At 62.2% G+C, this 19,524-nt stretch carries 15 protein-coding genes; 11 read left to right on the forward strand and 4 right to left on the reverse strand.

Features of this window, described 5'->3' with window-relative positions; translation table 11 throughout:
• Positions 1-174: 174 nt before the first annotated feature.
• On the reverse strand, positions 175-1,524 hold the full coding sequence (locus HRQ64_RS12235; RefSeq protein WP_172123490.1) for an extracellular solute-binding protein: 1,350 nt from the start codon (positions 1,522-1,524) through the stop codon (positions 175-177).
• Between the two features lie 314 nt (positions 1,525-1,838).
• Between HRQ64_RS12235 and HRQ64_RS12240 the strand changes: the two genes are divergently transcribed.
• The 9 genes from HRQ64_RS12240 (at position 1,839) to HRQ64_RS12280 (ending at position 11,790) form a co-directional block, all read left to right on the forward strand.
• The gene (locus HRQ64_RS12240) at positions 1,839-2,879 is read left to right on the forward strand and encodes a LacI family DNA-binding transcriptional regulator (protein WP_248307049.1); all 1,041 of its coding nucleotides are present in this window, start codon (positions 1,839-1,841) and stop codon (positions 2,877-2,879) included.
• Positions 2,880-2,884: 5 nt separating this feature from the next.
• Positions 2,885-4,807 carry a DUF5054 domain-containing protein gene (locus tag HRQ64_RS12245; RefSeq protein ID WP_172123491.1) on the forward strand — a complete coding sequence of 641 codons (1,923 nt, stop codon included), beginning with the start codon at positions 2,885-2,887 and terminating at the stop codon, positions 4,805-4,807.
• A gap of 102 nt (positions 4,808-4,909) precedes the next feature.
• The gene (locus HRQ64_RS12250) at positions 4,910-5,920 is read left to right on the forward strand and encodes a substrate-binding domain-containing protein (RefSeq protein WP_172123492.1); all 1,011 of its coding nucleotides are present in this window, start codon (positions 4,910-4,912) and stop codon (positions 5,918-5,920) included.
• 329 nt (positions 5,921-6,249) lie between these two features.
• Complete coding sequence (locus tag HRQ64_RS12255) at positions 6,250-7,401, forward strand: extracellular solute-binding protein (RefSeq protein ID WP_172123493.1); 1,152 nt, start codon at positions 6,250-6,252, stop codon at positions 7,399-7,401.
• Positions 7,402-7,427: 26 nt separating this feature from the next.
• The gene (locus HRQ64_RS12260) at positions 7,428-8,276 is read left to right on the forward strand and encodes an ABC transporter permease subunit (protein ID WP_172125018.1); all 849 of its coding nucleotides are present in this window, start codon (positions 7,428-7,430) and stop codon (positions 8,274-8,276) included.
• A gap of 1 nt (position 8,277) precedes the next feature.
• Positions 8,278-9,096 carry an ABC transporter permease subunit gene (locus HRQ64_RS12265; RefSeq protein ID WP_127753347.1) on the forward strand — a complete coding sequence of 273 codons (819 nt, stop codon included), beginning with the start codon at positions 8,278-8,280 and terminating at the stop codon, positions 9,094-9,096.
• A gap of 9 nt (positions 9,097-9,105) precedes the next feature.
• Complete coding sequence (locus HRQ64_RS12270) at positions 9,106-10,140, forward strand: ABC transporter ATP-binding protein (protein ID WP_172123494.1); 1,035 nt, start codon at positions 9,106-9,108, stop codon at positions 10,138-10,140.
• Between the two features lies 1 nt (position 10,141).
• Positions 10,142-10,978, forward strand: coding sequence for a glycerophosphodiester phosphodiesterase family protein (locus HRQ64_RS12275; protein ID WP_172123495.1), 837 nt, complete (start codon positions 10,142-10,144; stop codon positions 10,976-10,978).
• Positions 10,975-11,790, forward strand: coding sequence for an inositol monophosphatase family protein (locus tag HRQ64_RS12280; protein WP_172123496.1), 816 nt, complete (start codon positions 10,975-10,977; stop codon positions 11,788-11,790). Before HRQ64_RS12275 ends, HRQ64_RS12280 begins: the two co-directional genes overlap by 4 nt.
• Before the next feature lie 94 nt (positions 11,791-11,884).
• Here the strand turns inward: HRQ64_RS12280 and HRQ64_RS12285 are convergent, their stop codons facing one another.
• Positions 11,885-13,471 (reverse strand): GMC family oxidoreductase, encoded by a 1,587-nt coding sequence (locus HRQ64_RS12285; RefSeq protein WP_172123497.1) that lies wholly within the window; start codon positions 13,469-13,471, stop codon positions 11,885-11,887.
• Between the two features lie 218 nt (positions 13,472-13,689).
• Between HRQ64_RS12285 and HRQ64_RS12290 the strand changes: the two genes are divergently transcribed.
• Positions 13,690-14,598, forward strand: a complete 909-nt coding sequence (locus HRQ64_RS12290) for a glycosyltransferase (protein ID WP_172123498.1) — start codon at positions 13,690-13,692, stop codon at positions 14,596-14,598.
• Between the two features lie 126 nt (positions 14,599-14,724).
• A complete protein-coding gene (locus HRQ64_RS12295) occupies positions 14,725-15,963 on the forward strand; it encodes a hypothetical protein (RefSeq protein WP_172123499.1) in 1,239 nt (412 codons plus the stop codon).
• A gap of 17 nt (positions 15,964-15,980) precedes the next feature.
• On the opposite strand, the gene HRQ64_RS12300 is transcribed toward HRQ64_RS12295, so the two are convergent.
• Both HRQ64_RS12300 and HRQ64_RS12305 read right to left on the reverse strand, forming a co-directional pair.
• Entirely contained in the window at positions 15,981-17,375 is a 1,395-nt protein-coding gene (locus HRQ64_RS12300; protein ID WP_172123500.1) for an HlyD family type I secretion periplasmic adaptor subunit, read from the reverse strand.
• Positions 17,372-19,522 (reverse strand): peptidase domain-containing ABC transporter, encoded by a 2,151-nt coding sequence (locus HRQ64_RS12305; RefSeq protein WP_172123501.1) that lies wholly within the window; start codon positions 19,520-19,522, stop codon positions 17,372-17,374. The genes HRQ64_RS12300 and HRQ64_RS12305 overlap by 4 nt, the downstream gene beginning before the upstream one ends.
• Positions 19,523-19,524: the final 2 nt, after the last annotated feature.

Below are 19,524 nucleotides of genomic sequence, written 5' to 3' on the forward strand. Positions count from 1 at the left end.
GCCCCGCGTAGTCAGAAGTCAAACTAGAGTTCGGCCGCACTGGCCTTAGGATGAGAGGCTGGCACAAACGCTGCTGCGCTGACCGGCTGGTTCAAGGCTTTGCCCGGGCAAAGCACCTCATGGTGTGAGAGCAGGCGCGCCGGATTGCTCCGGCGCGCCCAGCGCCTGGGAGGGCTAGAGCAGACTGACGGTGTTTTCCTCGCCGACGATCGCAATGACCGCCGACCCGTACTGAGCCATTGCATCCTCGGGCGAGAGTTCGCCCGAAACCACCGCTTCGGTCATGCGCTGGATCTCAGCCGACACCGCATTGTAGTTGGGATCATTGGGCCGCGCGGTGGTGAGTCGCAGCAGCGCCTGGCTGGTTTCTGTCAGAAAGGGGTTGTTGGGAATCTCAACATCGGTACGCGCGGTGATCCGCGGCTGTATCGCCTGGAAGGCGGCTAGCTGCTCGGGCTCGTTCATGAACGACAGGAACGCCCATGCCTCGGCGGGTGCATCAGTTGCCGGGTTGATGACAAACCCGGTACCGCCTGAGATGGTGACAAAATCCTGCCCGCGAATGCCAGCGCCGGGCGCCTTGGCCGGGATCTTGGCCCACCCGAGGACGGCATCACGATCAGGCACTGCGAACTCGGAGCCCTCGGGGGTCACGGAGCGATAAAAATAATCGCCCTCAAACAACAACGCCGTTACACCGTCGCGGAAATTGGCAAAGGAGCGGTTCCGCCCATCGGCCAGGAGTTGGGCGCGCTGATCACCCAATTGCTCATCGACATAGATGGTCTTGTAAAGGTTGAGCGTATCGAGAATGCCCTGGCTGGCAACAATGAACTTGCCGCTCTCGTCGGTAACACCCTCGCCAGTGCCGAGCAGCGCCAGCCAATAGCCCTGCATCGTGGTGGCCTCGCCCATCGCCACGCCTGCATTGAGTTGGATCGGGAAGCTGTCAGGCTTGGCCTGCTTGATCGCCCGCGCAGCGGCCAGAATATCGTCCCAGGAGGTGGGCTGCCAGTTCTCTGCATCGATCCCCGCTTCGCTCAGGATATCCTTTCGCGTGTAAAGCATACGCACATCGGTCCCCAGCGGGATGCCGTAATAATCGCCCTGATATGCCATCAGCGCACGCGATCCCTCCGAAAGCGCCGCCCAGCCCGTCCAACTATCGACCGCTTCACCGGCGACCGCGTTCAATGGCTTGAGCAAGCCGCCTTCCACAAAGGAGGGGATCAGGAAGCCATCGAAGGCAGAGACATCGGGACCTGCGCCGGTCGAGAAATCCAGCGCCAGCTGCTGGGTGAGCTGCGCGTCCTCGCCGCCGAACTGATTGAGCCGGACATCGACGTCGGGATGCGCCGCTTCAAAAGCCGGGATAACGCTGTTTTCGATCCACTCGGCCGTGCCGCTGTTAACGCCACCAATCACGCAACGGCAGGTGACATCGAGATCAACGGCAAGAGCCGGAGTAACCATGGCTGCTGCCCCGGCCACACCAAGCGCAACTGCACGCCAACGATTGCTCATTGCAAAACCTCCCATGTGGTGGCTCCGAATTCTCCGGTAGCCCTATATTGGCCGGGGCGTCGGACAGTGCCTGTGCTCTACCAGCCCAACCAGAATGAACACGTTATCACAGAACGTCAATGCGGAGATTCGCAGCCCCGTTCGCGGCCCCATTGAGGCCCGGCAGCCCAGATGGCATGTATTGGTGACGTTCCAGTGACGATTACCGACGAAATGCCAGCTCCTGCTCAATGGGCCATTCTTGACAGACCGACGCGCTGCGCCCAGAGGTTTGTACACGCTTTCATCTTTTTGGCAGATGACGGGAGGCGCGTTTGAACGAATTAGGTGGGGCCCTTCGCGGCAGGGCGACTGCGGAAATGGTCGCAGCGCGCGCCAATGTTTCGCGGGTTGCCGTGTCCCGCGCCTTTAATCCCCATGCGTCGCTCAAGCCCGCCAAGCGCGAACTGATCCTGCGCATCGCCAAGGAGTTGGACTACACTCCCGACCGAGCTGCCCGTGCGCTGGTCAGCGGGCGCTCCCACCTAGTTGGCATCATCGTGCCCGACGTCTATGCCTATTGGGAAAGCCAGGAGATTGACGCGCTGACCACTGCACTGCAGCACGAGGGTTTTGCCACCCTCCTGTTCAAGACGCGCACCGACTACTCCATGGACGAGCAGCTGCTGGCCACGATGCGGGGCCACAACCCAGATTCCGTGATTGCCTTCGTCGAGAACGTCAAGCCGAGCACCTTGGCCCGGTTCATGGGCCGCGCGGTGCCCATTTATGTGCACTATCCCGCGCCCGGTGCCGCCGACCAGCCCAGCAGCGGCCCTATGCATGACCGGCTCAACGTGTTGCACTGGGATGGGATCGATCAGGCGGTTGCCCTGCTGCAGGGTTATGGTGCGCGGCGCCTCGCCTATCTTTCGGGAGCGCGCGGATCTCGCGCCAACGCGTCGCGGCAGCACACCCTCGAACAGGTGATGGCGCGACGCGGCCTGCCTCCACCAGTCGTGATCAAGGGCGACTACAGCTATGACACCGCCTACCAGGCCACGGTGAACTTCTTTCGCGTTCGCGACGGCGCGGATGCGATTTTCGCCGCCAACGATGTCGGCGCCTTCGGGGTTATCGATGCCCTGCGCCATGAACTCGGTTTGCGCGTGCCTCAAGACGTCAAGGTCGTAGGCTTTGACGACATCGCCCAGTCCCATTGGAAAAGCTACAACCTGACCACGGTCAAGTTCGACCTAGACGAGCGGGTCAGTGCCCTGGTGCGTCTCATTCTGCGCCGCCTCAACGAGCCCGAAGCTGCGGGGCTTCATGAAACCCTCAACACCAGGCTCATCGTGCGCGGTACGGTTGGTTGAGCTCCATGGCCAAACATATCCACCTGATCTTCAAGACCCATCTGGATATCGGCTTCACCGACCAGGCCGCGCGAGTTCGCGAGCAATATCATGACCAGTTTATTCCCCAGGCGATCCGGACGGGGGAGCACTTTTTTGCCGAAAATCCCGTCCATCCCGCATTTATTTGGACCACGGGCGCCTGGCTGATCTGGGATCACCTCCATTCCCAGGACGCCGAGCGTGTCAAGCGTCTGGAGCGTGCGATCGGGCGCGGGCTGATCACCTGGCACGCCCTGCCTTTCACCACCCATACCGAGCTCATGTCGCCAGCCTTGTTCCAAGCCGGGCTATCCTATTCCGAGGAACTCGACCGCCGCTTCGGCCGCACCACCACCGCGGCCAAGATGACCGATGTACCGGGACATACGCTGGGCATGGTCCCGCTGCTCGCCGCCGCCGGGGTGCGCTTCCTGCATCTCGGGGTTAATACCGCGAGCCCGGTTCCCGACGTGCCGCCGATTTTCCGCTGGCGCGCCCCGGGCGGCGCGGAAATCGTCGTGATGTATCAAGGCTCCTATGGCGCCACCGACTTTCCCGCCGGCCACCATATTGGGCTCAGCTTTGCCCACACCGCCGACAATATCGGGCCCCAAAGCGTGCCGCAGACGGTAGAAGCGCTCCGCCATATCCAGCACGCCAATCCAGGTGCAACCATTGCCGCCTCGACCCTGGATGCCTTTGGCGAGTTGATGTGGGACCGGCGAGACAGCTTTCCCGTAGTGACCGAGGAGATCGGCGATAGCTGGATCCATGGCACGGCGAGCGACCCGCATAAGCTGGCGCGTTTTCGCGCTCTGCAGCGGCTTCATGACGGCTGGATTGGCGAACCGACGACCGAGCGCCGCGCCTTTGGCCGCGGCCTCGCCATGGTGGCGGAACATACCTGGGGCGTCGACATCAAGACCTATCTGCGCGACGAAACGGCCTGGGATCGGGTCGACTTCGAGCGCGCACGCGCAACTGACTACCGCTTCAGTTATACCGAGCAATCCTGGGCCGAGCAGCGCGCTTATCTCGATGCCGCACTGGCAGAGCTCCAGCCCATCGATTGGGAGATCGCCGAAGCGGCACTTGCAGAAACTTCGCCGGGCACTGCGCCGGTGCCAGATGCAACTGGCAACCGGATCAGCGATGCCGGCTGGGTCGCGGATCTAGATCCAGTCACCGGCGGAATTCGAGCGCTGCTATCGCCCGCTGGCTCGCGCATTGAGGGGCAAAACGGGCTCCTGCTCGGCTATAGCCACGAAAGCTATGACTGGGCGGCGTTGCAGGAGCACCTCGACAGCTATCTTCAGCATCGCGAAATCTGGGCCATTCTCGACCACGACAAGCCCGGCCTGCAAACCGCCAGGACTGCGCGCACCGCCAGCTTCGTCCCAAGCCTGGTTGGGGTAGCGGGCGTCAGCACGGCCATGGCCACTCTGCCCCCCCAAGCTCATGCCGAACTCGGCGCGCCGGCTCAGTGCGAAATTGCGCTACATGGTCTCGGCGAGCGGCAGGTTGAGATCCGCCTCATCTTGCGCAACAAGCCGGCCAACCGCATGCCCGAAGCTGGCTTCCTCCAGTTCAGCCCTGCAGGCCTCAGCAACTGGTACCTGTGCAAGCTGGGACTCTGGCACGACTCGAAGGCCATCGTCCGCAAGGGCGGCGGTCAGCTTCAAGCAGTGGAGGCGGTTCGGGCCAAGGGTGCAATTGGCGAGCTTACGCTTGACCTGCTCGACGCCGCCCTCGTCGCCCCGGCCGGCTCGCCCTTCCTGCCGTTCCAGCCTGATGTGCCAGATTTTTCTGCCGGACTGCGGGTCAATCTCTATAACAACAAATGGGGCACCAATTTCCCCATGTGGTGGGAAGGCGATGCGCTCTTCCGCTTCGTGCTGACGCTCTGAGCGGCTTGCCCGCCGATCCCAGCACTGCCGAACACCCTCCCATCTTGACGTCGATTGTGTTCTCCCGGCTAATCGCGCCGCCCGAGCAGGATGGCGCACACCATGAGCGACAGACCCAGAACCTTCGTCACAGCCCAGATGGTGGCGGAGCGCGCCGGCGTCTCCCGTTCGGCGGTGTCGCGCACCTTCACGGACGGCGCCAGCGTATCGGAAGCCACCCGCCGCAAGGTGCTCGATGCAGCGAGCGCCCTTGGCTACCACGTCAACCACCTTGCCCGCGGCCTGCGCGAAAACAGCAATATCGTCTGCTTGGTCGTCGCCAATCTCACCACCCCTATCCGCGCCCGCCTCGTCGATGTGCTGACGCGCAGGCTGCAGGCGGTGGGCAAGATCATCATGATCATCAACACCGAAACCGATCAGGAAAGCGCGGCGCAAGCCTTGCGCCAAACGCTCAACTATCGCGCCGATGCTACGGTGGTGCTATCCGGCACGCCCCCCGCGAGCCTGATCGAGACTGGCCTTGCCAACGGCCAGCAGGTGATTCTGATCAACCGCGACGAGCGGCTGGTTGGTAGCTCCAATCTGGGCGTCGACAACGCCATGGCGGGCGCCGAGGCGCAGTACCTGCTACAGCGCGCGGGCTGCCTGCGCCTTGCGGTTGTCACCTCCAACACCCGCACGGCGAGTCTGGTGGAACGGCAGCGTGCATTTGTTGCGGCCGCGACAGCTGCCGGCATGGCCGTAGCCGCCACCGAGGTCGGCCCTTCCAGCTATGCCGAAGGACAGCTGGCAGCCCGGCGGCTGTTTGGCCGCTCCCAGGCTCCGGACGGCGTCTTTTGTGTCACCGACCTCTTTGCGCTAGGCTTTATGGACGCTGCGCGCCAGGAATTTGCCTTGCGCATTCCGCAAGACCTGTGTGTCATCGGTTTCGACGATATCGAGCAAGCCGGTTGGGCATCCTACAACCTGACCACCTTCTCCCAGCCGCTAGAGCTGATCGCCGATGAAGTCGTGGCACTGCTGCAGCAGCCCGACAATGCGGACTCGACGCGAAGGGTGATCGAGCCGATGCCGATCTGGCGCCGCTCGGTTCGTCCGGGCGCGCCCTAGCCGCATCCTTGCACACGTGCGCAACGCGCATGTTTGTCATTAAAGCGTTATGCAACCGCGCTAGACACACCGACGAAAAATGTTCGCTGCTGCACTTGTGTGCAGTCGTATTTCGGTGTTGTCTTGGCCCCAGCATATGTCTCGCCGGCCGGCAAAACCCAGCACCAGATTGGGTCGGCCTCGTCGATGCGCATGCGCGGGAGGAGCCCATGGGGCGAACGAGTCGGCGCCGATCCGGTTCGTTGTTTGGCCAAGAGCCGCCATCCGCCTCCGCGATCGGCACGGAAAGCGCGGCGATCCGCCCCGGATCGCCTCATGGGAGAAGCACAATGAAACGCCGCACCTTTATGATCTCAGCTGCCGGCGCCGCAGCCGGAATGGCCGTCCTACCCCGCATGTCCTTCGCCGCCGAAGGCACCATCGACTGGTACACGAGCTCGGATCAGAACATTCTCGACTTCTGGACCAATGTAGTGAAGCCCGCTTTCGAAGCGGCCAATCCGGGCACCACGCTCAACCTGGTGGACGGCGGGGACAATGCGGGCCTCCAATCCATCGCCGAGCGCGGCCTCGCTGCCATGAGTTCGAACGCCGACCCCCAGGCAGATTTCTTCGAAGGCTTCGACTCGCGGCAACCGGTCGGCGCCCTGGAACAAGGTCTGTGGGTCGACTTCGAGCAGGCGGGGCTGTCCAACTACTCCAAGCTTAATCCGCTCGGCATCGACATCCCCACCAATTTGCCCTACCGCGGCTCGCAGGTGCTGCTGGCATACGACACCACCAAGCTTGATCCCGCCAATGCGCCCAAGACCTGGCCGGACCTGATGGCTTGGATCAAAGCCAATCCAGGCCAGTTCATCTATAATCGCCCCAACAAGGGCGGTTCGGGTCTCAATTTCGTGCGACGGGCTGTGCTCGAAGCCAATGGCCAGGATCTCAGCAAGTTTACGGTCGATAATGCCACGCCCGAAAACACCGCGGCTATGCTGCCCGGGGCATGGGAAATCCTAAAGGATATTGCCCCGTCGCTGTTCGACCAGGGTGCGTATACATCCGGCAATACCCAATCGCTGCAGTTGCTCGGGCAGGCTGCCGTAACCATGATCCCGGCGTGGTCCGATCAGGTGCTCAAGGCCATCGAACAGGGGGTGCTCCCAGAAACCACGGGCCTGGTGCAGTTGCAGGATCTTGGACTGCCCGGCGGCTTCTCGCGCATCACCATTCTCTCAAATGGCGTCAACAAGGATGCGGCGATCAAGCTGGCTGATTTCGTTCTGAGCGAAGAGATCCAGTCGGCAGTTCTGACCGAACTCGGCGGCTTTCCCGGCGTATCTTGGGACTATGTGGCGTCTGATCTGCGCGAGCGCTTCGCCGACATCATCCCCAGCTCCATCCCGGTTTTCCCCAGCGGCCCCTGGGAAGTTGCTATCAATGATGGTTGGTATCGCACGGTGGCGCCAAACGTGGACCCCGCCTCGTGACCGCAATCGACGCGGGCCGACCGGTTATGCCCGCTTCGCCAGAACGCAGGAGGCCGGTCGGCCTCCTGCTCGTCGCCGTGCCGGTGCTGCTGGTTCTCTGGCTCGTGATCTGGCCCATCATCTCGGCCGTGATCACCACCATATGGTTGAGGACACCCGAGGGGACCCAGTTCTCGCTCGAGACCTACCGCTTCTTTTTTTCAGACGGCTACAGCCTATCAAACCTCTCGGTCACACTGTGGACCACTGGCGTCTGCGCCATTTTGCTGCTCGTCATCTGCCTGCCGATCGCGCTCTACTTGCGCTTCTCCGACAGCAAGGTTGCGGCCTATGTGCAGGGCCTCGCCATCTTTCCCATGTTCGTGCCCTCGATCATCCTGAGCTTCGCCCTGATCCGCGTTCTTGGCCCCAATGGCACCGTAGACTTGCTGCTCAATGCAATTAGCCTGCCCAAGATCCGCTCCCCCTATCTAACGCCATGGGGACCCGTGATCGGCCTCGTCTGGGACAATATCCCGCTGACCGTTCTGATCCTGCTTTCAGGTCTCGGTAATGTGTCCAACCAATCGATCGAGGCCGCAAGAGACGTCGGCGCCGGCCGCTTCACGCTTCTCTGGCATATCATTCTGCCGCGTATCACCAATTCCATCCTGGTCGCCATCTCCTTTGCCGTGCTGGGCATCTTCTCGGCCTTCACCCTGCCCTACATCCTGGGCCCAGCGGCGCCCGAAATGATGGGCCCCTTCATGCAGCGCACCTTCCGCGACCTTTATGATCCAACCAGTGCCATCACCCAGGCCGTCGTGACCTTCGGGTTCTGCATCGTGTTCGGTCTTTTCTATGTGCGCTCGGTCGCCAAGAACAGGACGCCCTAGCATGGCCACTCTTGTGCATCGCCGCGTCGACTGGACCGGCATCATCCTGGCCGTTGTTTTAACGCTAGCTATCGTGTTCCCGCTGCTCGTGGTGGGCACCTGGGCCTTCACCAATGTGTGGCGCTATCCTTCGGTGATCCCGCAGGAGTTCGGTCTCCGCTTCTGGGGGCAGACCTTGGGCCGCGCCGATGTCTGGACCTCCATCACGATGAGCCTGACCCTGGCGACCACGGTCACGCTGATCTCGGCTGCCATCTGCCTGCCGGCCGCCTTTGCCTTCGCCCGGTTGGAGTTTCCCGGCCGGGACCTCCTGTTCTTCTCGTTTCTCGCCGGCCACGCCTTCCCCAAATTTGGCCTCCTCGTCGCCATTGCCGGCATTTTCCTGCAACTCAATCTTATCGGCACCTTTTGGGGCGTGGTGCTGATCCAACTCGTGGGCACCTTGTTGTTCATGATTTGGATTCCGGTGGCGGCATTCCAATCCGTGGACCGGCGCATGGAAGAAGCGGCGCGCGATGTCGGTGCCGGGCCGTTCCGGGTGTTCTGGTCCATCACCCTGCCCCAGGCTGGCCCCACCATCGCAGCGGCAATCCTCCTCAGCTTTGTCGGCACCTTTTATGAAACCGAAGGCGCCTGGCTGATTGGCGCGCCGCAGGTGCGCACCCTGCCGGTGCTGATGATCTCCTTCATCAACAATCAGCCGGTGATCCAGTTTGGCGCGGTGCTGTCCGTGCTGCTTTGGGTGCCAAGTTTCATTGCCCTGCTGTTTGCCCGCCGGGTTGTCAATTCCGGTTCGTTCGCCCGCGGCTTCGGCGGCTAGGAAAAACTGATGTCCGTTCTCAAGATCAAAGACGTATCCAAAATTTTTGGCGGCGCCGTCAGCGCCGTGAACAGCTTCTCGCTTGATGTGGCCGATGGCGAACTTGTGTGCCTGCTCGGCCCCTCCGGCTCTGGCAAATCCACCCTGCTGCGCATGGTGGGCGGGTTCGAGCGCCCCACCAGCGGCCACATGACCATTGATGGCGAAGACATCACCCATGTGCCCGCCGAAAAACGCCCTACCGGCATGGTGTTCCAGAGCCACGCGCTTTGGACCCATATGAACGTGTTCAAGAACCTCGCCTTCGGGCTAAAACTGCGCAAAGTGGCTCCGGATGAGATCAAGCGGCGCGTCGAGGCCGTGCTCGATCTCGTGGGCCTCTCCGGCTACGGCACCCGCCATGTCGCCAAGCTTTCGGGCGGGCAGCAGCAACGCGTTGCGCTCGCCCGCTCGCTGGTGCTTGAACCCAAGATCCTACTGCTGGACGAGCCATTTGCCAGCCTCGACCAGCACTTGCGCGAACGCCTTCGCGAGGAGGTGCGCGACATCCAGCAGCGCCTCAAGATTACGACGCTGTTCGTCACCCACGGCCAGGACGAGGCGCTGTCCATGGCCGACCGCATCGTCGTAATGCGCGATGGTCGCACCGAACAGATCGACCGGCCAGACGTGGTGTATCGTGATCCGCAGACGCCCTTCGTCGCTGGTTTCATCGGAACCATGAATCTGGTGGAAGGCGAGGTGCGCAACGGCAGTTTCAGCCATGCGGGTCTCACAGTGCCGCTGCCTATCTCTGACGGTGCGGCAATCCTCGCCGTACGGCCTGAAGCACTCGACTTGGAAGCTTCGGAGGATGCTCCAGCCAAGGTGCACCGCGTCACTGATTTTGGCACCCACGGCCTAGTGGACCTTGCGCTGCCTGACGGCACTCGCCTCAAAGCGATGGTGTCCCACCCCGACCTGTTCAAGACCGGGCAAGGCGCTCATCTCCGGCCGCGGGCCATAATGGCCTATCGCGACGATGGGCAGGTCTTTCGGAGCTGAAATGACTGATCCACTCTTTATCGAGCGGAACGGCCACCGCACTTGGCTAAAATGGCATAGGGCACGCCGCCGGGTTTCCGACCCGGTGTTTACCGGCCCCCGCATTCTCGAAGCCATGCGGCTGGGCGCCAGCGTGGAGGTTGACCTAGTCGTTCACGCCGACCACGGCTTTGCCATCCTCCACAACCCAACTCTCGAAGCGGAAACAACTGGCGCCGGACGGGTGCGCGAAACCGGTACCGCGATGTTGCGCGGTCTGCACTTGCGGGACAATCAGGGCACACCATTACCTGACCGGGTGATGCTGCTGGAGGACCTCTGCCAGCTGTTGCAGCGCAATCCTCCCCATCCTGACGCTTTGCTGCAGCTGGACTTCAAGGAAGATCTTGCGGCACTGGATCGGCGGACAGTCGCAAACTTTGCTGCAGGCGTTGCGCCGGTAGCTGGTTCATTGATCCTTTCGGGGGGCGACGCGGCGGCGATCGAAGTCCTCGCCCAAGCGGCGCCGGGTCTCCGCACCGGCCACGACCCCTGCTACGGGGAGTCGCTGGCACGACTGCGTGCTACCGGCGACTACTGCAGCTTCATTGCCGACGCGTTCGCGGCCGCTCCGAAAGCCGAGATGATCTACCTGGCCTATGAAATCGTCTTGTCCGCGCGAGCCGCGGGCTTTGACATCATCGCGCCCATCCACGCCGCGGGGCGCCGGATTGATGCCTGGACCATTCGCCAGATCACCCCCGAAACCCTCGCCCAGGTTGACACGCTCCTTGAGCTCAAGGTTGACCAGATCACAACCGACGACCCGGAGGAGCTGCTCGCGGCTCTCGCAAGATGATAACCGATTACAGCAAAATACTCGACGAAATGGTTGCTACGGCGCGCGAGGCGGGAGCCTTGACCCTGGAGCACTTCAAGAATTTTCGCGACCTTGAGGTCGGCATCAAGGGTCCGGGTGACTTCGTTTCCGATGCGGATCGAGAGTCCGAGCAACTGATCCGCAAGCGCCTTTTTACCATCAATCCCGATTGGAGCCTGACGGGAGAAGAGTTTGCCCCGGTCGAAGGCGCGGACCGGGAGCACCGCTGGCTGGTTGACCCCATCGATGGCACCACCAACTTCATTTTCGGCCAGCACTACACCATCACCATCGCCTTGCGGCGGGGCAACGAGACCGTCTGTGGCCTCGTCTATAATCCGGTCTCGGACGAGATGTTCACGGCCACCAAGGGGGGCGGCGCCTGGCTCAATGGCGAACGCCTCTATGTCAGCCGCTCCACTGACATCGGCCTTATGTGCGTCGGCACTGGCCTGCCCACCCCAGGGCTGCAGCTTTACCCTGGGGCCTACGAGCGGCTCGATGCCATCCGCGCCGAGATCGGCGCCGTACGCGTTGTCGGCAGCGCGGCCAATTCCTGCGCCTATGTGGCGTGCGGGCGCCTCACCGGTTATTTCGAGGAAACCGGTTTTGTCGATACGGCGGCGGGTATTCTACTAGTAGAGGAAGCGGGTGGTGTCGTCACCGACTGGTGGGGTCGCGGCCCCGACATATTCGAGCGCACCGGCGCGCTTATCGTTGCGAACGCTGCAACCCACGCCCACCTGCTCCAGCACCTCAGCGCCGTGCCAACAAAGGATCCAGTTGTGTGAGGATCGGGTAGCCTCCGCAGCAAGTTCTCACGCGGTACTGCTGATCCGTTAGACAAGCCGAACCACCCGGGCCTGCCTCGTCTCTCGTCCACATCTAAGCGCCGATCAACAGGTAGGAATCGGCAAGCCATAGCGCCAACTGCATGATCGTGAAGGTCGGATTGGCGCTGCCTGCGGTTGGAAACACCGAGGCGCTGGCGACCGCAACATTGGGCACGTGGTGGCAGCGAAGATCGGGGCCAACCACCGAGGACGCTGGGTTGGTTCCCATGCGCGTCGAGCCAGACGGGTGGGCGCAGGCTTCGACCGTTTCGATGATCTGGCCATCCGGGCTGTTGACGCCAGGAGCCCAGATCAATGGGCAGAGATTATCCAGACCCGCTCGGGACCAATAGGTCCTGAGCCTGCGCGCGGCCAAGCGGAAGGTCCGCTCGTCTCTAGGTAGCACCTTCCAGTGCAGCAAAGCTTTGCGCACCCCCATCTGGTCGGTTTTCTCCGATAGGGAGATGCGGTTCCCGGGGTCGGGCAGTTGCTCGACCAGCGCCATGAGGCGCAAATCCACGGCGGGCGGCACATAAAGCTGCTTGTGCCAGAAGCGCCAGAACCCGCTTTTGGCGATCAGGCCGACATCCCGAACTGCCGTGCCGATCTGGCGTGGTTCCACTTCCTGTCGTTGCACGCCCTTGGCGATACTCTTGATCGCCGCCATACCGCTATTGCCCATATCCATGGCGACATAGATGAACCCGCTTGAAACCTGGTCTTCGCGCTGGGCGCTGCCGGATAGCTCAAGATGCAAGTCGCGGCGGATACCCCGAACGAAGCGGCAACTCAGCAGATGATTGGTAAGGTCGGCACGGGTACGATCCACCAACGCAACTTCCGCTTTCAAATGATCCTGGAAGTAGCGCCCCAAGGCCTCAGTTCGCTCGAAGGCGCGATTGCCGCTGGCCGCGTCAAGCAGCAGCAGCAGTCGTGTGGACTCGATGGTCCCGGCTGCAAGGGCGAATTCCTCGGCGCGCACGGTAAGCTCGTGCCCGTAAAGGCTCTTGGCGGTGATGGCGCGCAGCTTTCCAGCTTCGGTGTCCAGATCGAAGCCGCACACCGTCGCGTTTAGCCAGACCGTAATGTTGGGATTGGATCGGATCTCCCGTCCCAGGATCGAGATGATGTTGCAGCGCTTGAACGTGGGGCATTTCGCCCAACGGGTCATGAAATCCTCACCGGTATCGATGAGCAGGCCCGCCGAACCCGGCGCTCTCGTATCAAGCTCATCAAAAGAATCGTGGCCGACACCAAACAACGCTTCCAGCTCTTGCTGGTAGCGTCTCAGGATGTGCGGGGCCACCGGCCACTCGGGCTGGTCGACATGTTCGCGAGCGCCCTGATCGAACCCCGCAATGGGGATCATCCGCCCGCCCCAGCGTGACGACGAGCCTCCAAGGCCGCGATAGCGGCCCGTCATGGCACGGCCATACCCCCCACCCGCGTCATCAATGTCGTTGAGCTCGTGGATAGCGGGATCAAACGCCACGGTGCCGCTTTCAACGACAATGACTTTCCTGTTGTGCCGGGCAAGTCGTGTGGCCAGCAGCAATCCCGCAATGCCGGCTCCGACCACGCAAAACGGTGCGCTATGGCTTTGGCCACTGAGCTCCCTTGCGAGGTCCCGAATTGGCATGACCTTGATCCTCCTGCCCAGTATTGCATTTGACCCAAATCCTATCGGTGGCTCGCGCTTCTGTGATCTGAACACATCGGGGCGTCAGGCCAGCCTTCTTAGTTAGCCAGGCCCGCGATGGGATTATTGCTGCACAAATCTGGTCGGACCACAGTGAGTGCCTAGGGGCAATCGAGGCGAAGCAACAACGCTTCCGCCGCTTGGTGAGGGGCATCAAGATGGCTAATCCACCGCTCGTCAGCATCATCATTCCACATCTCAACGAACCCGATCTGCCGGCATGCCTGCATTCCTTGGCCCGGCAGGCAGGCCGGGGCATTTCGTTCGAAATCATCGTGGTCGATAATGGCTCGCGCGACCTGCCGCGCGCTGCGGTCTCTGCCGTTCCGCAAGCCCGTCTGGTGGTCCAACCTATCCCGGGACCAGGCCCGGCCCGCAATCTGGGTGTGGCGGAAGCCGCCGGTGAGATCCTGGCCTTCATCGATGCGGACTGCGTCGCCGCGCCAAACTGGCTGGCGGCAATCGTAGCCTGGTTTCAGCACCACCCCGAAACCGACATTGTGGGGGGTGACATCCGGATCCGGCCGAACGATCCCGACCAGCTCACGGCGATCGAAGCCTACGAGAATATCTTCAGCTACCGCGCTCGCGAATATGTCGAACGGCATGGCTTCGCCGCCACAGGCAATATGGCCGTGCGCGCCAAGATATTCCCCAAGGTCGGGCTGTTTGGGGGCATTGGCACCATGGAAGACACCGAGTGGGGTCAGCGCGCCACCGCCATGGGCCACGGCATCGCCTTTGTCGGGGATGCTCGCGTCTATACCCCCTCCTGCAAGTGCTTCAGCGAGCTGGCTCGCCGTTGGGACCGCCATGTGGCCCATGAATTCAAAGCGGCCAGCGGGACCCAGGGTCGGATCAAATGGCTGGCCAAGAGTGTCGTTATTGCGGCCTCGCCTGCCGTGGAGGTGGTACGAATCTGGCGCTCCGATCGTGCCGGCAGTTTGCGCGAACGTGTCCTGGCGCTCAGATGCGTGACCCAGGTCCGGCTTTATCGCGCCGGCCGGATGCTGCGCCTGGTCTGGAACGACAACGCCGCAAGCATGGTGAACATGTGGAATCGCTAGGGCGACGCTCCCTAAGCACTGCGGGGCGCTAGTCCGCCCGGGTGATCCTGCCCTCTTCAAACTGCACCATAAGAGCGAAGTGCGCACCACCACCCCCCATGCAAGATTCAGATTCTGGCGGACCCCATGCAAAGCGCGCGCATGGAAATCAAGGGTATCAACATGTTGCAGGATTTCGGCTCCAACCCTAGTCCCAAGCGAGTGCGAGGACCTGAGTTCGATCGCATTTTACAGCTCGAAGAGGATTATCCCCTAGCGCGCGAACGCCTGCCCAAGCTGTGCAGCCTGGCGGTTGACGGCCTGCGGCACATGGCGCTGCCAAACATGCGGTTTCCCCACACGATGCGCAGCATCGACGCCAGAAAAGCTGCCGCACCCCGCCCCGAAGGCGACAATCTGCGCTACACGATCAATGTTGCCCAAGGTCTGGCCTGGATGCCCGAAACGGTGCAGCGGGGCGTGCTACATGGGCATAGCGCGAGGGAACTCGCGCAGTCCTGCATTGACCGTGCCGCCCAATCGCGCGAGCCCGGAGCCGTCGCACTGGCTGCGTGGGCTGCAGCGGAAACTGCGGGGATCTTTGCCCGGAACCTCTACGATATCCTTGTCGAGATCCTTGCTGAAAGCGAGAGCGTCGAGTTGGTGCCATGTGCCTGGGCGCTCACCGCCGCAATTGCTGGACAGCACTTGGGAGATACGAGGCGCGTCAAGGATCTGGCCTGGATCATGTTGCGTGACGCCCAGTCGCCCAGCGGAGTGTTTCCCCATGTTACCCCGGTCTCGGCCGGTGGCTGGGTGCGCGGCCATGTGGGCTCTTTCGCCGATCAGGTTTATCCCATCCAGGCCATGGCCCGCCTCGGCTATGCCGACGACAACATAGCCGCTCTAAAGGCCGCTGATGCCTGCGCTGCTAGGATTGTCGAGTTGCAAGGCAGCGCCGGCCAATGGTGGTGGCACTACGATACGCGTGATGGCAGCGTAGTTGAGGGCTATCCGGTGTATAGTGTGCACCAGCATGCCATGGCCCCAATGGCCCTGCTCGATCTGCTGGATGCCGGCGGACAGGATCACCGCGCCGCCATCGTCAAGGGCCTGGGCTGGCTGGATGATCATCCCGAAACGGACCAGCCGATGATCTCGGAACAGCACAGCGTGATCTGGCGCAAGGTTGCCAGGACCGAGCCCCCTAAGCTGGCCCGTCGGATCGCCGCCGGCACCACGGCGCTCAAAAAGGGTTGGCACCTACCTGGCCTCGACGCAGTGCTGCGGCCCGGCAAGATCGATTACGAATGCCGGCCATATGAATTTGGCTGGTTGCTTTACGCTTGGCGCTCGCGGGCTGTGGTGCAGGACTTGCACCCCTGAACTGACGCGCCCGCCGCTTAGGGTTCATGCAGGCTTTCATCGATGCCGCGCATCAGGGGATAAAGGAAATAGGAGATCACGCTCCGCTCCCCCGCGTGGATCTCGGCTGAAACCGTCATGCCCGGGAGCAAGCGGAAATCGGCCGGCGTCTGCCGCAGCTTTTCTTGGCTCAGACCGATGCGCACCCGATAAAACGCCGTGCCGCCCGCCGGATCCTCGCCGGGCTGCTTGGCAAAAGAGTTTTCGCTGATCGAGGTCACTGTGCCCGCAACTGTCCCATGTTCCTGGAAGGGGAAGGCATCGAACTTGATCCGTGCCGCATCGCCAAGGGCCAGATGCCCGATGTCATTACTGGGCACAGCCACTTCAACCTCAAGCGCAACATTGAGCGGCACCAGGGTAACCAGCGGCTCGGCGGCTTGCACCACTGAAGCCTGGGAGCGTTGCGCCACCTCCAGCACCGCGGCATCCGCTGGCGCCAGCAGATGGGACATGGCAGCGCGTAAGGTCACTTTGCGCACTTCCTCGTTGATTCCCGCCTGCTTCTCCTCTAGCTCAACCAGCGCTTCCAAGGTCTGGCGCCGGTAATCCTCGACGAAGTTCTGCCGCTCGGCCTGCACCTGCTGAAGCCCGTGCAGAGCTTCGGCATACTGCCCTTGCACCTGAGTGAGCGTTACTTCGAGCTCCAGCCCGAGATCACGGCTCTGCAGAAATGCCAGCCGCGAACCATTCCCGCTATCCGCCAGCGTAGAATGCATATCTTGGATTTCGCGCAAACCGCCTAGGCGCCTGCGCAGCGTTACTTCCTGCGCCTTTGCCGCCTGCATCAGCGCCTCGCCATGGGCAATCTGCGCGTCAAAATCGGCCAACCTGGCTTCGAAGGCGGCCCGCCGCTGCCGGGCCAATTCCGCCTGCATCTGCGCCTCGGGAGAAGCGTGGAGCGGTGGCGCATAAACCGCTCCTGACAGCTCAGCCTCCATGCGGGCGATTTGGGCCACAAAGCCCGCGAGCTTGGCTTGCAATTGACTGGCATCGGCATCGGCAAAGGTCGGATCAAGGGTAGCGAGCAGTTGACCTTTGCGCACCACATCGCCAGGCTTGACCGCGATCGACTGGACAATGGAGGTTTCAAAGGGCTGCACTACCAGGGTCGGTTGGCTGGTGGTCAGCTTGCCCGGCGCGACAACAATCTGGTCGATCCGCGACACGCTGGCCCAGAAAACACCAGCACCAATCGCGGTGGCGACGAGGTAAAGCGTCAGCCGGGCCGTGATCGGCGGACGGCGTTCTTCGAGCGCAATCGCGTCGGTTTGGAAATCCCGGATCGCCGGCGCGGTTCCTGGCTCCACGAGTTTGAGTTCGGGCCTGCCGGTGGGCCTGAGCCGCGCTGGTTCCTTTTCAACGGCACTCATCCGACAAGCTTCATCTGCTGGTTCCACAAATGGCGATAGGTGGTGCAGCGCGAAACCAATTGGCTATGGGGTCCCACATCCACCAGCCGCCCGCGGTCGATAACAAGGATTGCATCGGCATCGGTGAGCATGGAGAGCCGGTGCGAAACGATGATCACGGTGCGCCCCGCGGCGATGCCCTTGATGCTCTGCTTGACGATCGCCTCGCTTTCGGGATCCAACGCGCTGGTCGCCTCGTCGAGGATCAGGATACGCGGATTGGTGACGAGGGCTCGTGCGATCGAGAGCCGCTGGCGCTGGCCGCCCGAAAGATTCTCTGCCCCCTCCTCGATCAAGGTGTCGTAACCGCGCGAGAGCTGCTCGATGAACTCGACGGCGCCTGCGAGTCTGGCTGCATCCACCACCTCCTCGAAGGTCGCATCCGGCTTGGCTGCCGCGATGTTGTCGCGCACCGTGCCACGGAACAGGAAATTGTCCTGCAGCACCACACCGACGCTGCGGCGGAGATGGTTGAGGTCCAGTTCGCGCAAGTCATGGCCGCCGATGCGGATCACCCCTTGCTGAGCCGGATAGAGGCCCTGGATCAGTCGGGTGACGGTGCTCTTGCCACTGCCGCTGCGCCCCACCACCCCCATGATCGTATTGCCCGGCACGGCAAAGCTGATTTCGTTGAGCGCAAAGGGCCCGTCGTCACGATAACGAAACGAGACATCCTGGAATTCCACCGCGCCCTCTAATTCGGGGCGCAGTCCTTCCGTGCTGCCGCTGCGCTCCACCTTCTCGTTCATCACCTCGCCCAGCATGCGCACCGACAGCGCCACCTCCTGGTACTCGTGCACCATGGTGACGATCTGCACTAAGGGTCCTGAAACGCGGCCAGCCAGCATGTTAAAAGCGATCAGCGCGCCCACGCTCATCGCGCCATCAAACACCAGAAGCGCGCCAACACTGATGATCGCGACCGCCATCAGCTTTTCCAGCAGCCCGGTGACGGCCTGCGCCGAGATCGAGATAGTCTCGACTTTAAAACGGGTGTTGATGGTCTGGGCTGACCGGTCATCCCAAACCCGCCGCTGCAGCGGCTCCATGGCGAGGGACTTGAGAGTTCGCATGCCGTGCATGGTCTCCACCAAGAGGCCCTGGCGTTCACCCTCCGCGGCGTAAAGCGCTGCCAGCCGCTTGCGAAAGGGCGCCACCAGCAGCGCCACCACCAGCGCGATCAGGGCACTGAATCCGAGCACGATCAGGGAAAGTTGCACGCTATACATCAGCAGAACGGGGATGAAGACCAACAGCGACAGCGTGTCGAGCATGGTCAGAAACAGCCTGCCGGTGAGAAATTCCCGAATGCGGCTGGATTGCTGCATGTGCTTGACCAGAACGCCTGCCGAGGAGCGTTCGAAGAAGTTGATTGGCAGATCGAGCATGTGCCGGAAGGTGCGGGTTGCCACCCGAATATCGATCCGGTTGGTGGCGTAGATCAGCAGGTAGCGGCGCAGGAACACGAACATCGCCTCAAACACCAGCGCCACACCAATCCCGATGGCGAGCACGATCAGCGTTGAATAGCTCTGGTGCACCAGCACCTTGTCGATCACGAGCTGGAAAAAGACCGGCGTGGCCAGTCCCAGCGCATAAAGAAACAAGGCGGCGATCGCGACATCGATGAACAACCGTTTCTGATGCAAAATTTCAGGGACGAACCACGCAAAGCCAAAGGGTTGCTCAGGATCGGCAATGGCATAGCTGCGCTTGACCAGCAGCAACTCGCCATTCCACCGCGTGGCGAACTGCTCGAGCTTGACCACGATCATCCCGCCCGGAGTATTCGCTAGGGGGTCGAATATGCGCAGCACCACGGCGCCGGTTTCATCCTGCTGGGCCCCCAGGATCGACACCCAATTGCCGTTCCCGAGCCGAGCCAGCGCCGGATAAGCCTGCCCCAAGCGCAGGATGGTGGCGGGCTTGGCCTTGATGCGGCGCGCCCGCAGCCCTGACTCCCGCGCCATGCGCAGCATCAGGTCAAAGCCTATGCCTTCGGCGCCGATCGCATGCTCGGCCACCAGCCGCCCACCGTTGCCATCGAGGCCATGGTGGCGCAGAGCCGCGGCAAGGCATTCCGGGCCAGTTTGAACAAACGCCTGCATGG

This window comes from Devosia sp. 919 (assembly GCF_013185965.1).
Lineage (GTDB): Bacteria > Pseudomonadota > Alphaproteobacteria > Rhizobiales > Devosiaceae > Devosia.

Bases quoted from the DNA above. Each gene is read 5' to 3' on its own strand.
- HRQ64_RS12235 (WP_172123490.1), bottom strand. From the start codon at position 1,524: ATGAGCAATCGTTGGCGTGCAGTTGCGCTTGGTGTGGCCGGGGCAGCA.
- HRQ64_RS12305 (WP_172123501.1), bottom strand. From the start codon at position 19,522: ATGCAGGCGTTTGTTCAAACTGGCCCGGAATGCCTTGCCGCGGCTCTG.
- HRQ64_RS12250 (WP_172123492.1), top strand. From the start codon at position 4,910: ATGAGCGACAGACCCAGAACCTTCGTCACAGCCCAGATGGTGGCGGAG.
- HRQ64_RS12285 (WP_172123497.1), bottom strand. From the start codon at position 13,471: ATGCCAATTCGGGACCTCGCAAGGGAGCTCAGTGGCCAAAGCCATAGC.
- HRQ64_RS12260 (WP_172125018.1), top strand. From the start codon at position 7,428: ATGCCCGCTTCGCCAGAACGCAGGAGGCCGGTCGGCCTCCTGCTCGTC.
- HRQ64_RS12255 (WP_172123493.1), top strand. From the start codon at position 6,250: ATGAAACGCCGCACCTTTATGATCTCAGCTGCCGGCGCCGCAGCCGGA.
- HRQ64_RS12265 (WP_127753347.1), top strand. From the start codon at position 8,278: ATGGCCACTCTTGTGCATCGCCGCGTCGACTGGACCGGCATCATCCTG.
- HRQ64_RS12270 (WP_172123494.1), top strand. From the start codon at position 9,106: ATGTCCGTTCTCAAGATCAAAGACGTATCCAAAATTTTTGGCGGCGCC.
- HRQ64_RS12280 (WP_172123496.1), top strand. From the start codon at position 10,975: ATGATAACCGATTACAGCAAAATACTCGACGAAATGGTTGCTACGGCG.
- HRQ64_RS12245 (WP_172123491.1), top strand. From the start codon at position 2,885: ATGGCCAAACATATCCACCTGATCTTCAAGACCCATCTGGATATCGGC.
- HRQ64_RS12295 (WP_172123499.1), top strand. From the start codon at position 14,725: ATGCAAAGCGCGCGCATGGAAATCAAGGGTATCAACATGTTGCAGGAT.
- HRQ64_RS12300 (WP_172123500.1), bottom strand. From the start codon at position 17,375: ATGAGTGCCGTTGAAAAGGAACCAGCGCGGCTCAGGCCCACCGGCAGG.
- HRQ64_RS12275 (WP_172123495.1), top strand. From the start codon at position 10,142: ATGACTGATCCACTCTTTATCGAGCGGAACGGCCACCGCACTTGGCTA.
- HRQ64_RS12290 (WP_172123498.1), top strand. From the start codon at position 13,690: ATGGCTAATCCACCGCTCGTCAGCATCATCATTCCACATCTCAACGAA.